Below are 15478 nucleotides of genomic sequence, written 5' to 3'. Positions count from 1 at the left end.
CCCCCCCCCCGGGCCGGGGGTCCTGTCAGGCCGCCATCTTGCGGGCGGCGCCGTCCCGCGCCAGCACCGACATGGCCTCCGCCACCAGGCCGGCCGCATCCTCGGAGCCGGCCTCCAGGCAGCAGCGTTCGGCGTGGCTCAGCAGCCGCAGCACGGCCGCGAGGTCTCGTTGCGCCTGATGGGTCCAGAGGACCGCAGCGATAGGGGTATCCATCGGAAAGGACCGCCACTCGATGTTGGGATGCGGCCGCGCTTACACCGCAATCCTCGCGCGGACCAGAAAAAAGCGCGGTCCGGGCCGATGGCCGCGCGGCCTATTGCAGCAGGCGGCCCGCGCCGGCCGGCGCCAGGTCCCGGGACAGCGACGGCGCGGCGGGCAGGAGGGTGGCGGCGAGGGCGAGGTGCAGCGCGGCATCGGCGGCGCCCAGGCGCCGGCACTCCGCTTCCAGATAGGAGATCATGCGGGAGAGGGCTTCCTGGTCTGAGCCGGCCTGCGGGTCGCGCGAGGAAAGGGTGTGCCTGGCCATGGGAGAGAGTTTCTTCCGCTGCTTCACCCTGCTCGGGCGAGGTGATGTTCACGCCCCCGTGATACTCGGTAGCGTTTCAGAAGATCAATGACTTTATGTTGCAGTAAGGATCCGTAACACAATCAGAAATTGTAAAGTTGCGCCAGACACGATCATGGTCGCGACTTGTCCACAGGATTGACGGTGCTTTTACGCCCGGCGAGGCATGCGCCCGGCGCGGGGATGCTCTACGCTGGACGCCGAACCGCCGGAGATAGCCGCCCCATGCGCGTCCTGATCGCCTTGCTGGCCGCCCTGCTCGCCCTCGACGCCGCGCCGGTCCTGGCGGGCCCGACCCTGGACGGGGTCAGGGCGCGCGGGCAGCTGGTCTGCGGGGTCAATACCGGGGTGGCCGGATTCTCCGCGCCGGACAGCCGGGGCGAGTATCAGGGGCTCGACGCGGAGTTCTGCCGCGCCGTGGCGGCCGCCACGCTGGGCGATGCATCGAAGGTCCGATTCGTGCCCACCACCTACCAGACGCGCTTCGTCGCCCTGCAATCGGGCGAGATCGACCTGCTGGCGCGCAACGTGACGCAGACGCTGATGCGCGACACGGCCATGGGCTTCAACATGGCCGGCGTCAATTTCTACGACGGCCAGGGCTTCCTGGTGCCGCGCGCCTCGGGCATCGCCGGCGCGCGGCAGCTCGACGGCGCCACGGTCTGCGTGCTGCCCGGCTCCACCAGCGAGCTCAACCTCGGGGACTATGCGCGGCGCGAGGGCCTGCGCCTGCAGCCCGTGGTGCTGAGCTCGATGGACGAGATGACGGCCGCCTACCAGTCCGGCCGCTGCGACGCCATGACCACCGATGCCTCGCAACTCGCCGCGCTGCGCGTCTCGGCCCTGCGCGAACCCGAGGCGCATGTCATCCTGCCCGAGCGGATCAGCAAGGAGCCGCTCGGCCCGATGGTGCGGCATGGCGACGAGGAATGGCGCGACATCGTGACCTGGACCCTGGCGGCGCTGATCGAGGCCGAGGAGCTGGGCGTGACCCGGGCCAATGCGGCGGAGATGCGCGGCGGGCAGGACCCGAACGTGCTGCGCCTGCTCGGCGCCACGCCGGGCTTCGGCAAGGCGCTGGCGCTGCCGGAGGACTGGGCCTTCCAGGCCATCCGGCAGGTCGGCAACTACGGCGAGATCTTCGACCGGACCCTGGGCAAAGGTTCGCCCATCGGCCTCGAGCGCGGCCTGAACGACCTCTGGACCCGCGGCGGCCTGATGTACGCCCTGCCGCTGCGCTGAGGCGCGGCGGGGCCTCAACAAGACCATGGCATCCGGCCGCCGGCTATGATGCCATGGTCGACGCGGAACCGGAATGAAGCCGGTCCGCCATGAACCCACGGAGGAGGACAGCCTATGGCAAGAGTGGCCCTGGTCACCGGCGGGCAGCGCGGCATCGGCGCGGCCATCAGCGAGCAGTTGCAGAAGGCCGGCCGCAAGGTGGTCGCCTCCTATGCCGGCAATGACGCCGCCGCTGCGGCCTTCACCGAGCGCACCGGTATCGCGACCATCAAGTTCGACGTCTCCGACTTCGAGGCCTGCCAGGCCGCGGTCGCCCGGATCGAGGCGGAGCACGGACCGATCGAGGTGCTGGTGAACAACGCCGGCATCACCCGCGACGGCACCATGAAGCGGATGGACCGCAAGATGTGGGACGACGTGATCGACACCAATCTCGGCTCCTGCTTCAACATGGCCAAGCTGGTCTGGGACGGGATGATGTCGCGCAAGTTCGGCCGCATCGTCAACATCGGCTCGATCAACGGCCAGGCCGGGCAGTACGGCCAGGTCAACTATGCCGCCGCCAAGTCCGGGATCCACGGCTTCACCAAGGCGCTGGCGCAGGAGGGCGCGCGGGCCGGCATCACCGTGAACGCCATCGCGCCCGGCTATGTGGACACCGAGATGGTGCGCGCCGTGCCGGAGGACGTGCTGCAGAAGATCATCGCGCGCATCCCGCGCGGCCGCCTCGGCACCGCCGAGGACATCGCGCGCGGCGTCGCCTTCCTGACCGCCGACGATGCCGACTTCATCACCGGCTCGACGCTGTCGATCAACGGCGGCCAGCACATGTACTGAGGCGGGGCGTTCCGCCGGGGCTCCAGCGGCCCCGGCGGCGGTCCTTCAGCGGTTCTCGATGCCGGCGGGCGCGGCGTCGCCGATGGTGCGGTTGACGATCCACGACACCACCGCGACGATGATCGCCCCGAAGAAGGCCGCCCAGAAGCCCGAGACCTGCATCCCCGGCATCACCAGCGCCGTCAGCCCGAGCATCGCAGCGTTCACCACCAGGGTGAAGAGGCCGAGCGTGAGGAGGTTCAGCGGCAGGGTGAGCAGCATCAGCACCGGCCGGATCAGCGCGTTCACGATGCCGAAGACGATGGCGGCGATCACCAGATTGAACGGTCCGCTGAAGTTGATGCCGGTGATCAGCATGTCGGCGCACCAGAAGGCGAAGGCCGTGATCAGCGTGCGGGCCAGGAAACCCATCGGGCATGTCCTCCATGAATGCGCTGGCGCAACGCGGCCGCCGGCGCGGGGTTGCGAAGCTTAAGCCGGGTCGCCCTGCCTGTCCGCCACCCGCCGCGCCCCGGGAGGCTCAGGCATAGCGCGCCAGGTTGCGGCGGATGCGGGCCAGCACCGGCTCGTCCAGGGAGGGCAGCGCGAAGGTCTCGCCGGTGATCTGCTCGAAGGCGGTGACATAGACGGCGGCGGTGGCCAGGATCACCGCCTCGGGGATCTCCGGGATCGGGTCCTTGTAGGGATCGCAGCGCGCCACCACCCAGTTGCGCACGAAGTCCTTGTCGAAGCTCTCCGGCTTCTCACCGGCCTCGAAGCGCGCCGGATAGCTGCCGGCCAGCCAGTAGCGGCTGCTGTCCGGCGTGTGGATCTCGTCGGCCAGGACGATGTTGCCCTCGGTGTCGAGGCCGAACTCGTACTTCGTGTCCACCAGGATCAGCCCGCGCCGCCGCGCCAGCTCCTGCCCGCGCGCGAAGAGGGCGAGGGCGTAGCGCGAGAGGGTCTCCCACTGCGCGGCGCTCAGCAGCCCCTTCTCCAGGATCAGCGCCGGCGTCAGCGGCTCGTCGTGCCCGCCGTCGAAGGCCTTGCTGGTGGGCGTGATGATCGGCCGGGGCAGCTTCTGGTTGTCGCGCATCCCGTCCGGCAGGGTGACGCCGTACATCTCCCGCTGGCCGGCCTTGTAGAGCGTCAGGATCGAGGTGCCCGTGGTGCCGGCGAGATAGTCGCGCACCACCACCTCGACCGGCAGGATGTCCAGCCGCTTTCCCACCACCACGTTGGGGTCCGGGTATTCGAGGACATGGTTGGGGCAGATGTCGCGCGTCTGCTCGAACCAGTAGCGCGCCGTCTGGGTCAGCACCTGGCCCTTCAGCGGAATGGCCGCCAGGATACGGTCGAAGGCGCTGATGCGGTCGGTGGTGATGAGGATGCGCCGCCCGTCCGGCAGGTCGTAATTGTCCCGCACCTTGCCGCTGTAGTGGTTGGGAAGCTCGGCGATGGTCGCATCGTTCAGGATGTGCCGCGCATAGGGCGCGAGGGTGCTGGGATCCATGGCCGTTATCCTGCAAGCGGTGGGCGCCGCAGGGTAGCGGCTGCCGCCCAGCCTGTCAGGAGGCAGGTAAGTTCCGAATGGCCACGCTTAGGGCAAACATCGTCTTCCAATGGTAATGTTATAATGTATCATACTGTCCTCACTATAAGCTGTAGCAGAGCCGAGTCGATCCATGTCACGTCGTCATCTCTTCCTCACAACGGCCCTTCTTCCCACGCTGCTGCCGGCGATCCCGCGCGCCCAGGAGGAGGTGCGGCTGCCGCCGGTTTCCGTTACAGCAAGCCCGGTACAGACCGGGCAGATCGGTAGCTTCGTGCCGCTCACGACGTTGGAGCAGCCGGCGCTGTCCAGCGCCGCGCCGCGCAGCCTGGCCGAGGCGCTGGCCGACGAGCCGGGCATCAGCGCCACCGGCTTCGCCCCCGGTGCCAGCCGCCCGATCATCCGCGGCCTCACCGACAATCGCGTCCGGCTGCAGGAGAACGGCTTCACCGCCGGCGATGTGTCGGCCTACGGCGCCGACCATACCGTACCGCTCGATCCGCTCGCCGCCGAGCGCGTCGAGGTCATCCGCGGACCAGCCTCGCTGCGCTGGGGCTCGCAGGCCATTGGCGGAGTGGTCAACATGATCAACAACCGTATTCCGACCAGCCTGCCGGAGCGCAACGTCCAGGGTCGCCTCGCCGGCGGGTGGAACAGCGGCAGCCGCGGCTGGGACGGTCTGGCTACGGCCGATGTGCGGGCCGGCAACTGGGTGCTGCATGGCGATCTCTTCGGGCGCAAGGATCACGACTACGAGCTGCCGGATGGCGGGCGGCAGGCCAACAGCTTCGTCCGCACCGACGGCCAGGCGCTCGGTCTGAGTTATGTCGGCGAGCAGGGCTTCATCGGCACTTCCATCTCTCGTTTCCGCAGTCTCTACGGCATTCCGGGCGGCGAGGAGGCGGAGTTGGGCATCTCTCTGGATGTCGAGCAGTTCCGCTGGGCAAGCCGTGGCGAATACCGCCCGTCGAGCGGTCCGCTGCGCAGCGTTAGCTACTGGCTCGGCTTCAGCCGCTACCGGCATGAGGAGATGGGCCTCGAACATGAGCATGGCCATGATCACGAGGAGGGCGAGGAGCATGAGCACGAGGAGCTTGCAGGTGCCCGGGTCGAGCATGGCGGCTTCCGCAACATCACCTGGGATGGGCGCCTCGAGCTGCAGCACCAGCCGATCGAGACCAGCATTGGCGCGCTGAACGGCACGCTCGGCCTGTCCTTCGAGCAGGAACGGCTGCGCACCACCGGCGAGGCGCTGGACTTCCTGCCGCCTGCCGACACCGACCGCTATGCCGCCTATCTCTTCGAGGAGCTCAGTCTCACTCCGGCGCTGCGGCTGCAGGCGGCGACCCGGATCGAGATGGTGCGGATCGGCGGCGCCACGGCGGATTTCGGCGGCGGCCTGCTGCCGTCCGAGGAGGGCCAGGAGCTTGCCAACAGCCCCTACGAGCGCGACTACACCCCGGTCAGCGTCAGCCTCGGCCTGCTGAAGGACCTGCCCTGGGCGATGCAGGCGCGCGTCACCGGCCAGTATGTCGAGCGGGCGCCGAGCGTCGCGGAGCTGTTCTCGCGCGGCTCTCACCATGCCTCGGGCACCTTCGACATCGGCAATCCCGACCTGCGCAAGGAGTCGGCCGTGACCGGCGAGATCGGCCTGTCGCGCAACAGCGGCAGCTTCCGCTTCGACACCAGCGCCTTCCTCTCGCGCTTCGACGGCTTCATCTATCAGGCACTGACGGGCAACAGCTGCGACGAGGACTTCGCCTCCTGCGCGCCCGGCGGCGAGGGCGAGTTCCTGCAATCCGCCTACGGTCAGCGCGATGCGCGCTTCTGGGGCGTCGAGGTAAAGGCCGAGCAGGATCTGTTCCGCCTTGGCGGCGGCCGCTTCGGCCTGTCCGGACGCTACGACTTCGTGCGCGCCGAGTTCACCGGCGGCGGCAACCTGCCGCGCATTCCGCCGCACCGCCTCGGCGGCGGTATGTTCTGGCGCAACGGCGGCTGGAACACCGGCATCGACTATCTGCACGCCTTCGACCACAACCGCACCGCCGACAACGAGACCTCGACCAAGGGCTATGACTCTCTGAATGCCCGGATCGCCTACACCGCGCCGCTCGGCAGCGATCTGGGCCTCACCCTCGCGGTCGTCGCCAGCAACCTGCTCGACAGCAACATGCGCAACGCCGCCTCGTTCAAGAAGGACGAGGTTCTGCTGCCCGGCCGGACGGCGCGGCTGATGGCGATACTGACCTTCTGACGATGGCCTGCGCCGGATCCTGGTGTCCGGCCTGACCGCTGGCAGGTGTTCGCCTCACGGCTTATCCAGCTCCGGATAGTGCCGGAAGATGCCCTCGCCGAAGTCCAGCCGGCGCTTGCTGCCCAGATAGGCTTTGAGTTCCGGCAGGGTTGCCACGGCGTCGCGCAGCGCCACCAGGCGGGGCAGCTCCGGCTCCAGCGTCGCCATCCGGCGGGGAAAGGCGAAGCGCAGCCCCTCGAGGAGTTGGAACAGCGAAAGGTCGGCATAGGTCCAGCGCCGTCCGGCCAGCCAGGCACTGGCACCGCCCTCCAGCACCCGCTCGAAGTAGCCGAGGAACTTCGGCATGCGGCTCTCGCGGAAGGCCCGGGCCCGCTTCGCCGCCGGGCCCTTCTGCGCCTCGTAGTAGTCGCCGGGGTCGATCGGATGATGCGTATCGTGCGCCTCGGCCACCATGTCGGCGATGGTGAGCTGCAACTGGTGCACCCAGAGCCGGCCCTTCAGGGTCCGGGGCGCCAGGCCGTGCCGCTGGCCGAGGAAGAGCAGGATATTGGCGGTCTGGGCGATGGTCATGCCCTCCGCCACCAGATAGGGGGGCGCGAAGGGCGGCTGTTCGCGCCGCGCCGCCATGTCGGGCTGCAGCCGCCTGGCATCCTTGCCGCGGGCGCATTCGCGGTAGGGGATGCGCCCCGCCTCCAGCGCCAGGCGGACGAATTCGCCACGGCCCGGCAGGCCGTCCCAGTACCAGAGCTCGTAGGTCATGCCGCCTCCATCGCCCCGCCTCCATCGTCGGGAGTCCGGAACCGCAACGCCCGGCGCCGAGAGTGGATGCAGGCGGTGCCTCGCTAAGCCCTTGCTCATCATTGGCGGGGCATAAGCGCGTCATCGAACCGCAACCTTCCAGGGACGCGAAGGGCAGGCGCCATGTTCCATTCCGGTCCGGGCCTGCCGCAGGCCCTCCGCAACGATCTGGCGGCGCCGCCGGGGCTGGACCTGGACGGGCCGGCCGGCTGGCTGCGGCGCCGGCTGCCCTTGCTGATGAACCAGGGGCTGCTGGTCGATCTCGGCCTCGTCGCCGCGACCCTGGCGCTGCTCTGGCTGGGCACCCTGCTGCACATCCGGCTGGAACGCCGGGAGAGCCTTACGGCGGCGGAGCGTCATGTCAGCAACCTCGCCGGCGCCTCGCAACAGATCCTCGCCCGCACCATCGAGGCCATCGACCAGCGCCTGCTCTTCCTGCGCGAGGCCTACCGGCAGGACCGTATCGGCTTCAGCCTCGATTTCCTGCGGCGCGAGAACGGCATCCAGCAGGACATGACGCTGCAGACCGCCATCATCGGCCCCGACGGGCGGCTGCTGATGACCAATCTCGGCCCGGTGCGCGGCCCGGGCCTGGACCTCTCGGACCGCGCCCATTTCCGCGTGCACGCCGAGAGCCCGCGCGACGATCTCTTCATCAGCGTCCCGGTGATGGGGCGCGAATCCAAGCGCTGGTCGGTGCAGTTCACCCGCCGGCTGACCGACCCGGACGGCGGCTTCGGCGGCGTCGCGGTGATCTCGCTCGATCCCGGCTGGCTGACCCAGGTCTACGACACGCTCGACATCGGCCGCGGCACCGTGACGCTGACGGGCGAGGACGGCATCCTGCGCGCCCGCGCGCCGTTTCTCTCCGGCACGCTCGGCAACGATCTGAGCGGCAGCGAGGCGTTCCGCAGCATGGTGGGGCGGGAGGCGTCGGTCTTCCGGGGGCCCAGCGTCGCCACCGGCATGGAGATGATCATCGCTGCGCGGCGGGTGCGCCCCTATCCCGTGATGGTCGCCGTCGGCATCGACCTGCGCGACGCGCTGGCCGGGCACGAGGCCTATCGGCGGAGCCTGCTGAACGCGGTGGCGGGGCTGACGCTGATCCTGCTCGTCGGTGGCGGGCTGATGGTGCGGCAGCGGCTGCAGAGGCTGCTGTCGCAGCAGCAGATCCGGCACATGGCGCATCACGACGCGCTGACCGGCCTGGCCAACCGGGTGCGGCTGCAGGAGCAGCTGCGGCAGTGGCTGCGGCAGGAGCGGCCGCTGGCCGTCCTCGCCCTCGACCTCGATCGCTTCAAGCCGGTGAACGACACCTATGGCCACCATGCCGGGGACCAGGTGCTGCGCCAGGTCGCCGGCCGCCTGCTCGCCCTGGCCGGCCCGCACGATCTGGTGGCGCGGATGGGCGGGGACGAGTTCCTGCTGCTCTGCGACGCCGCCGCCGGCGCCGAGGCGATGGAAGCGCTGGGCCGCCGCATCCTCGCCTCGGTCGCGGCGCCCTATCTGCTGGAGGGCTGCACGGCGCAGATCGGCACCAGCATCGGCATCGCCCTCTTCCCGCGCGACGGCACCTCGCCGGACGCGCTGCTGCGCGGCGCCGATGCCGCGCTCTACGCCGCCAAGACCGGCGGCCGCGGCGCCCTGCGCTTCTTCCTGCCCGACATGGAGGACGACCAGCGCGAGCGCCGCGCGCTGGAAGCGGAACTGCGCGAGGCGGTGCGGCAGCAGACGCTCGGCCTGGAGTACCAGCCCATCCTCGCCTGCGGCGGCGCGCTGCGCGGCTTCGAGGCGCTGTTGCGCTGGTCGCATCCCCGCCGCGGCCCGGTGCCGCCCGCGAAGTTCATTCCGCTGGCGGAGGAATGCGGCCTGATCCTGCCGCTCGGGCGCTGGGTGCTGCAGCAGGCCTGCGGCGACGCGGCGCGCTGGCCGGCGCATCTGCGCGTGGCGGTGAACCTCTCGCCGGTGCAACTGCGCGATCCCGGCCTGCCCGCCATGGTGAAGCAGGTGCTGGCCAGCACCGGCCTGCCGCCCGGCCGGCTCGAGCTCGAGGTCACCGAGGGCCTGCTGATCGAGGACGCGCAGCAGGCGCTGGCCGCCATCGAGAGCCTGAAGCGGCTGGGCGTCAGGCTGGCGCTGGACGATTTCGGCACCGGCTATGCCAGCCTCGGCTACCTGCACCGCTTCCCCTTCGACCGCATCAAGGTCGACCGCTCCTTCATCGGGGCGCTCGGACAGCGGAAGGCCTCCCATGCCATCGTCGAGGCGATGCTGACCATGAGCGCCAGCCTCGGCATGGAGGTCACGGCGGAAGGGGTGGAGACGGCGGAGCAGCTGGATTTCCTGCGCCGCCACGACTGCGACGAGGTGCAGGGCTTCCTGCTCGGCCGCCCGCAGCCCCTGGCCCGGCTCGATGGGCTGCTGCTGGCGCCCCTGTCCTGTCCGCCGCCGGGCTGAGCCCGTCCTACCCCGCCGCCACCCGCTCTTCGGCGGGCCTGCGCCAGATCCCGCGCACCACCTCGGCCACGCCCTGGTGGCGGGGGCCCTCATCCAGCAGCACCCCGCCCTCCAGGCATTCCAGCAGTTCCAGCCCGGCGAAGGCGGCCTCGGCCGTGGCGCGGCTCCAGAGCAGGGCGGGATCGCGCGGGCCGCCGCCGCGCCGGCCCTGCTGCGCCGCGGCGAAGCCTTCCAGCACCAACAGCCCGCCCGGGGCCAGGGCCTGGCAGGCCCCGGCCGCGACGGCCGCCCGGTCGGCGGGCGGCAGATGCACGAAGATCCAGGCGATCAGGTCGTAGCGCGCCACGGGCCAGCTCCACCGCGCCAGGTCCGCGACCGCCGTGGCCAGCGGCACGCCACGCCGGCGCGCCAGATCGGCCGCCCGCGCCAGGCCGGTGGCGGACCAGTCCACCGCCGTCACGGACAGCCCCCGCCCGGCTAGCCAGACGCCGTTGCGCCCCTCGCCGTCGCCGAGGCAGAGGGCCGTCATGCCGGGCCGCAGCCGGGGCGACAGGCTTTCCAGGTAGCGGTTCGGTTCCTGGCCGAACAGCCAGGAGCCGGTGCCGTAGCGGGCATCCCAGGCCGCGGCGTCGCTCATCCCGCGGCCCCGCGCGGCGACATCAGCCGGCCGCCATCAGCCCAGTCGCCATCAACCCGGTCGCCATCAACCCTGGGGCGGGGCGGTGCGGGCGATGGCCGGCGCCGCCGCGACCTCGGCATGCCATGCGGCGAGGCGCGGATGCGCGTCGCGCCAGGGCTCCTGGGCGAAGCGGAAGTCGAGATAGCCGAGGGCGCAGGCGGTGGCGACGGCGCCGATATCGGCCAGTCCCTTCGGCGGATCGCGCTCCAGCTCGGCCAGGCCGCGCGCCACCGCCGCCTTCTGCCGCGCGCCGAAGGCCTGGCGGCCCTCGTCCTGCGGCAGGCCGTCGCTCATGCGCCGGGCCACGGCGGCATCCATCATGCCATCCGCCAGGGCCTGCCGCACCAGCGCGGCGAGGCGGGCGGGGCCGGCGGCCGGGAAGAGCGGCGCCGCCTCGCCCAGCCCGTCCAGATACTCGCAGATCACCGGGCTGTCGTAGATCGCCTGGCCGTCATCGGTCAGCAGGCTCGGCACCTTGGACAGCGGATTGGCGGCAAGCAGGGCCTCCGGGCTGGCATGGGCATTGGTCGGCACCAGCTCCAGCCGGCCCTCGAGACCGCGCAGGATGGCGCAGGCCATGACCTTGCGGACGAAGGGGCTGGAGGGGGAATGGAACAGCTTCAAGGCGGCCTCCCGGCGTTGCTTCAGCGGAAATTGTCCTTCGCCGCGCGGATTCGCGCCAGGGCCTCCGCGCTCTCCGCCCGCAGGAAGGGGTTGGTCTCCAGCTCCTGCCCCAGCGTGACGGGCAGGGTGGGCTGCCCGGCGGCGCGGGCGGCGTCGACCTCGCCCGCGCGGCGCTGCAGCGCCGCGTTCTCCGGCTCCACCGTCAGGGCGAAGCGGGCGTTGCTCTGGGTGTATTCATGGCCGCAGCAGACCAGCGTCTGCGGCGGCAGGGCCTTGAGCAGGCCGAGCGCGCGGAACATGTCCTGCGCCGTGCCCTCCAGCAGCCGGCCGCAGCCGAGGGAGAACAGGGTGTCGCCGCAGAGCAGCACGTCGCCATCGGCGAAGTAAAAGGCGATATGACCGAGGGTATGGCCGGGGCTGTCGATCACCTGACCCTCGGTCTCGCCCACCCGGACCGTGTCGCCCGGCCGCACCGCCTCGTCGAGCCGGGGCAGGCGATGGGCGTCGGCGGTGGCGCCGATCACCCGCGCGCCATAGCGGGCGCGCAGCGCCTCCACCCCGTCGACATGGTCCGCGTGGTGATGGGTGAGCAGGATCAGGTCCAGCCGCCCGCCCTCCTCCTCGATCGCCTCGATGGCGGGCGCGGCCTCGCCGGGGTCGCAGAGGGCGATGGTGCCGGTCGCGGCGTCGCGCAGCAGCCAGGCGTAGTTGTCGGACAGGCAGGGCACGGCCCGGACGGTGACGGCCATCGCATTCTCTCCCAAAGCGCGCCGCCCGCGGCGCAGGATCGGCGGGCGGGGCGTGTCATGCCTCGAAACAGCCTCTATATCCATCGCATGAACCTTGGGGTCCATGCCGAGATCGCGCCGGAAGGCCTCGCCGAGGGCTTCGGGCATCGCGACTTCTACGCCTCCGCCACCGGACAGGTTGCGGCGCGGCTGCTGCGCGGGCGGCTGGCACGCCTCTGGCCGGAGATGACGGGGCGGGAGGTGCTGGGCCTCGGCCATGCCGCGCCCTTCCTGCGCCTCTGGCGCGAGCAGGCGGCGCGGACCCTCTGCTGCAACCTGCCGGAGACGGATGTGGCGCCCTGGCCCCGCCGGGGGGGGTGCCTGACCGCGCTGGTCGAGGAACACCTGCTGCCCTTTCCCGACTTCAGCTTCGACAACGTGCTGCTGGTGCATGGGCTGGAGGGTTCGGAGAACGCGCGGCGCATGCTGCGCGAGATCTGGCGGGTTCTGAAGGAGGACGGCCGCCTGCTGATCGTGGCGCCGAACCGGCGCGGCATGTGGGCGCATCTGGAGACCACCCCCTTCGGCCAGGGGCGGCCCTATTCGATGGGCCAGATCACCCGGCTGCTGCAGCGCAACCTCTTCGCCGTCGCCCGCCGCGACACCGCGCTCTACATGCCGCCCTTCCAGTGGCGCCTGCTGCTGCGCAGCGCCGGCGCCTGGGAGGGGGTCGGCCGCGCCCTGGCGCCCCGCTTCGCCGGCGTGGTCATCGTCGAGGCGCGCAAGGAGATCTACGGCGCCATGCCGGCGGGCGCGGTGAAGGCGCCGGGGCGGCGCGTGCTGGTGCCGGCGGCGGCGACGGCCGGCTGAGGCCGGGGCGGAGGAAGGGTCATGCCGGGCCGCGGCGCGGCATGACCGGCGGTCGAAGCGGCGGGACGGACCGCCCGGAGACGGCCCTTCCCCCGGGGCTCAGGCGGCCTCGATGCACATGGCGACGCCCATGCCGCCACCGATGCACAGCGTCGCCAGCCCCTTCTTCGCGCCGCGCGACTTCATGCCGTAGAGCAGGGTGGTCAGCACCCGCGCGCCCGAGGCGCCGACCGGATGGCCGAGCGCGATGGCGCCGCCATGCACGTTCACCTTCGACGTGTCCCAGCCGAGGTCCTTGTTCACCGCGCATGCCTGGGCGGCGAAGGCCTCGTTGGCCTCGATCAGGTCGAGATCCTGGTGGTTCCAGCCCGCCTTCTGCAGCGCCTTGCGGCTGGCCGGGATCGGGCCGGTGCCCATGATCGCCGGATCGACGCCGGCGGTGGCCCAGGAGACGATGCGGGCCAGCGGCGTCAGGCCGCGCTTCGCCGCCTCGGCGGCCGACATCACCACCAGCGCCGCGGCGCCGTCATTGATGCCCGAGGCATTGCCGGCGGTGACCGAGCCGTCCTTGGCGAAGGCCGGGCGCAGCTTGGCCAGGATCTCGCGGCTGGTCTCGGGCTTCGGGTACTCGTCGTTCTCCACGACCGTGTCGCCCTTGCGGCCCTTCACCGTGACCGGCGCGATCTCGTCGCGGAAGGCGCCGGATTTCATCGCCTCGCCGGCCTTGCGCTGGGAGTTGAAGGCGAACTCGTCCTGCTCGTCGCGGCTGATCTGGTACTTCTGCGCCACGTTCTCGGCCGTGTTGCCCATGTGGTAGCCGTTGAAGGCATCCCACAACCCGTCCCGGATCATCGTGTCGACCATGGCGAAGTCGCCCATCTTCACGCCGGCGCGGAGGTTCGCGCAGTGCGGCGCCTGGGTCATGCTCTCCTGCCCGCCGGCGACGACGATGGAGGCATCGCCCGAGGCGATCTGCTGCGCCGCCAGCGCCACGGCGCGCAGGCCCGAGCCGCAGAGCTGGTTGATGCCGAAGGCGGTGGCCCCGGCCGGGATGCCGGCGGCGATGGCGGCCTGACGGGCGGGGTTCTGCCCGGCGCCGGCGGTCAGGATCTGGCCGAGGATCACCTCGTCCACCTCGCCGGCCTCGACACCGGCGCGGGACAGCGCCGCCTCGATCGCGACCTTGCCCAGGAGATGCGCGGGCAGGCTGGCGAAGGCACCGTTGAAAGAGCCCACGGGCGTGCGCGCGGCGGATGCGATGACGATATCGGTCATGGGGCTGGTCGACTCCCTTTGCTGTTCTGCGTCGCGGCCGGGAAGGGCGGCAACGGTGCGGTCCCGACACAATCTGTGGCGGGGGCGGCTGGGCCACAAGGTGGGCCGCGCGGGGCGGCCTGTCCATGGCCGGGGTGCTCAGAGGCCCGCCAGCCATTCGCCCAGCGGCCGCCAGAGCACACGCTCCGCCCGCCCGCCCGCCGCCATGCCGATATGCCCGGCGGCGACGCGCTCCACCCGGGCGCCGGGCAGCCGGGCGGCCAGCGCCATGGCCGAGGCGGGGGGCACGATACGGTCGGCCTCCGGCACGGCGACGAAGCTCGGCAGGGTGAGCGCCGCCGGATCGACCGCCGCCCCCGCCACGCGCCAGGCCAGCCGCGCCGGCTCGTTGCGGCCGTACCATCCGGCCAGCGCCTCGCGCGCCACGGGGGCCGCCAGCGGCACGCCGTCGTTCAGCCAGTCCTCCAGCGCGACGAAGAGCCGGGCGCGGGCGCCAGCCTGATCCATGGCGGCGAAGGCGCGGAACTTGCCGGCGATGCTCCAGGGATCGAGGCCGGCGAAGAGCGTCTGGATGGCATCGACCGGCAGCGCGCCGTGCAGGTCCAGCGCCGGCTCCAGCCCCGGCAGCAGGGCGGCCAGGGCCGCGGCGCGGCCGGCGGCGCCCTCCTCCCCGGCATGGAAATCCCACGGCGTGGCCAGCAGCGCCAAGCCGCGCAGCCGCTCCGGGCGGCGCAGCGCGAGCGCCAGGGTGAGCAGGCCGCCCATGCAGTAGCCGAGCAGGACCGGCGGCCCGAGCGGCGCGAGGGCGGGGGCGGCCAGGGCCCGCTCCAGCCGGCCGGCGATGTAGTCGGTCAGGGTGAAGCCGCGTTCCGCCGCCTCCGGCCACCCCCAGTCGAGCAGCAGCACCCGGCTGCCCGAGGCCGCCAGGTGGCGGAGCATCGAGTGCTCCGGCGTCAGGTCCAGCACATAGGCGCGGTTGACCAGGGAGGGCACCACCAGCAGGGGCGGCCCCGCGCCGCCATAGTCGAGCAGGCGGCTGCCGCCCTCCCGCCAGAGCACGGGCGGCTCCGCCATGTCGCGCCGGTAGGGATGGCGGCGATAGGCGGCGATGCCGGCGACGAGGGCACGGTCCTGCCGCGCCAGGCGGCGCAGCACGGCGGCGCGGAACCGCTCAGGCGGGTGGCCGGCGGCGGCGAGGGCGGCGGCGATCCGCTGCGCCTCCCGCTGCCCTGCCCTCGAGATCGGCCAGGCGCCGTTCCAGCTCGGCCAGCCGGCCGAGGAGGGCCGCCCCTCCGGGGTCAGCGCCATCGCCGCGCCCCAGCCCCGCATCAGCGCCAGGCTCAGATGCATCGGCAGGGGGCGGGGGCCGCGGCGGTTCGGCGGCGGCGGGTTCATCGGGCGCCGGCCCTTGCGGCGGCGTGCCGGCCGGCCTGTCGGCGGCGGTCCAGGGGAACAGGCCGGGCGGGAACAGGCCGGGCGGGAACAGGCCGGATGGAAAGAGGCCCGATGGAAAGAGGCCGGCGAAGCCGGGAGGGGCGCCCGGGGCGGGGTTCGGCGGGAAGCCGGGCGCGCCGAAGCCCGGCGGGGCGGGAAAGCCGGGCCAGGACGGCGCCGGCC

General features: G+C 71.8%; 15 protein-coding genes. 5 read left to right on the top strand and 10 right to left on the bottom strand.

What is annotated here, in order from left to right:
- Positions 1–25: 25 nt before the first annotated feature.
- Positions 26–214 (bottom strand): soj family protein, encoded by a 189-nt coding sequence (locus ACVMLK_RS15710; RefSeq protein ID WP_198365382.1) that lies wholly within the window; start codon positions 212–214, stop codon positions 26–28.
- 100 nt (positions 215–314) lie between these two features.
- Positions 315–527, bottom strand: a complete 213-nt coding sequence (locus tag ACVMLK_RS15705) for a hypothetical protein (protein ID WP_198365383.1) — start codon at positions 525–527, stop codon at positions 315–317.
- 264 nt (positions 528–791) lie between these two features.
- On the opposite strand from ACVMLK_RS15705, the gene ACVMLK_RS15700 reads away from it, so the two are divergent.
- Both ACVMLK_RS15700 and phbB read left to right on the top strand, forming a co-directional pair.
- Positions 792–1808, top strand: a complete 1017-nt coding sequence (locus ACVMLK_RS15700) for an amino acid ABC transporter substrate-binding protein (protein ID WP_198365384.1) — start codon at positions 792–794, stop codon at positions 1806–1808.
- A gap of 114 nt (positions 1809–1922) precedes the next feature.
- Positions 1923–2645, top strand: coding sequence for an acetoacetyl-CoA reductase (phbB, locus tag ACVMLK_RS15695; protein WP_198365385.1), 723 nt, complete (start codon positions 1923–1925; stop codon positions 2643–2645).
- 45 nt (positions 2646–2690) lie between these two features.
- On the opposite strand, the gene ACVMLK_RS15690 is transcribed toward phbB, so the two are convergent.
- Both ACVMLK_RS15690 and ACVMLK_RS15685 read right to left on the bottom strand, forming a co-directional pair.
- The gene (locus tag ACVMLK_RS15690; RefSeq protein ID WP_422922635.1) at positions 2691–3056 is read right to left on the bottom strand and encodes a phage holin family protein; all 366 of its coding nucleotides are present in this window, start codon (positions 3054–3056) and stop codon (positions 2691–2693) included.
- A gap of 109 nt (positions 3057–3165) precedes the next feature.
- Positions 3166–4137 carry a phosphoribosylaminoimidazolesuccinocarboxamide synthase gene (locus tag ACVMLK_RS15685; RefSeq protein ID WP_198365387.1) on the bottom strand — a complete coding sequence of 324 codons (972 nt, stop codon included), beginning with the start codon at positions 4135–4137 and terminating at the stop codon, positions 3166–3168.
- Between the two features lie 172 nt (positions 4138–4309).
- Between ACVMLK_RS15685 and ACVMLK_RS15680 the strand changes: the two genes are divergently transcribed.
- Complete coding sequence (locus ACVMLK_RS15680) at positions 4310–6430, top strand: TonB-dependent receptor (RefSeq protein ID WP_457486915.1); 2121 nt, start codon at positions 4310–4312, stop codon at positions 6428–6430.
- A 54-nt stretch (positions 6431–6484) separates the two neighbouring features.
- On the opposite strand, the gene ACVMLK_RS15675 is transcribed toward ACVMLK_RS15680, so the two are convergent.
- Positions 6485–7189 (bottom strand): glutathione S-transferase, encoded by a 705-nt coding sequence (locus ACVMLK_RS15675; protein ID WP_457486914.1) that lies wholly within the window; start codon positions 7187–7189, stop codon positions 6485–6487.
- A 162-nt stretch (positions 7190–7351) separates the two neighbouring features.
- Here ACVMLK_RS15675 and ACVMLK_RS15670 point away from each other — a divergent pair, with 162 nt between their 5' ends.
- Positions 7352–9685 carry a putative bifunctional diguanylate cyclase/phosphodiesterase gene (locus tag ACVMLK_RS15670; RefSeq protein WP_457486913.1) on the top strand — a complete coding sequence of 778 codons (2334 nt, stop codon included), beginning with the start codon at positions 7352–7354 and terminating at the stop codon, positions 9683–9685.
- Between the two features lie 7 nt (positions 9686–9692).
- On the opposite strand, the gene ACVMLK_RS15665 is transcribed toward ACVMLK_RS15670, so the two are convergent.
- The 3 genes from ACVMLK_RS15665 to gloB all read right to left on the bottom strand — a co-directional run bounded on the left by ACVMLK_RS15665 (position 9693) and on the right by gloB (position 11737).
- Entirely contained in the window at positions 9693–10322 is a 630-nt protein-coding gene (locus ACVMLK_RS15665; protein ID WP_457486912.1) for a class I SAM-dependent methyltransferase, read from the bottom strand.
- Between the two features lie 66 nt (positions 10323–10388).
- The gene (locus ACVMLK_RS15660) at positions 10389–10988 is read right to left on the bottom strand and encodes a glutathione S-transferase N-terminal domain-containing protein (protein ID WP_457486911.1); all 600 of its coding nucleotides are present in this window, start codon (positions 10986–10988) and stop codon (positions 10389–10391) included.
- Positions 10989–11008: 20 nt separating this feature from the next.
- Positions 11009–11737, bottom strand: a complete 729-nt coding sequence (gene gloB / locus ACVMLK_RS15655) for a hydroxyacylglutathione hydrolase (protein ID WP_457486910.1) — start codon at positions 11735–11737, stop codon at positions 11009–11011.
- 87 nt (positions 11738–11824) lie between these two features.
- On the opposite strand from gloB, the gene ACVMLK_RS15650 reads away from it, so the two are divergent.
- A complete protein-coding gene (locus tag ACVMLK_RS15650) occupies positions 11825–12586 on the top strand; it encodes a methyltransferase domain-containing protein (RefSeq protein ID WP_198365585.1) in 762 nt (253 codons plus the stop codon).
- Positions 12587–12685: 99 nt separating this feature from the next.
- Here ACVMLK_RS15650 and ACVMLK_RS15645 read toward each other — a convergent pair whose 3' ends face one another.
- The gene (locus ACVMLK_RS15645) at positions 12686–13861 is read right to left on the bottom strand and encodes an acetyl-CoA C-acetyltransferase (protein ID WP_198365394.1); all 1176 of its coding nucleotides are present in this window, start codon (positions 13859–13861) and stop codon (positions 12686–12688) included.
- 138 nt (positions 13862–13999) lie between these two features.
- On the bottom strand, positions 14000–15211 hold the full coding sequence (locus tag ACVMLK_RS15640) for an alpha/beta fold hydrolase (RefSeq protein WP_457486909.1): 1212 nt from the start codon (positions 15209–15211) through the stop codon (positions 14000–14002).
- Positions 15212–15478: the final 267 nt, after the last annotated feature.

The sequence above is a fragment of the Teichococcus aerofrigidensis genome (genome assembly GCF_054073225.1).
The sequence above is the reverse complement of the archived record's forward strand: the minus strand, read 5'-3'. Positions and strand labels throughout refer to the sequence as shown.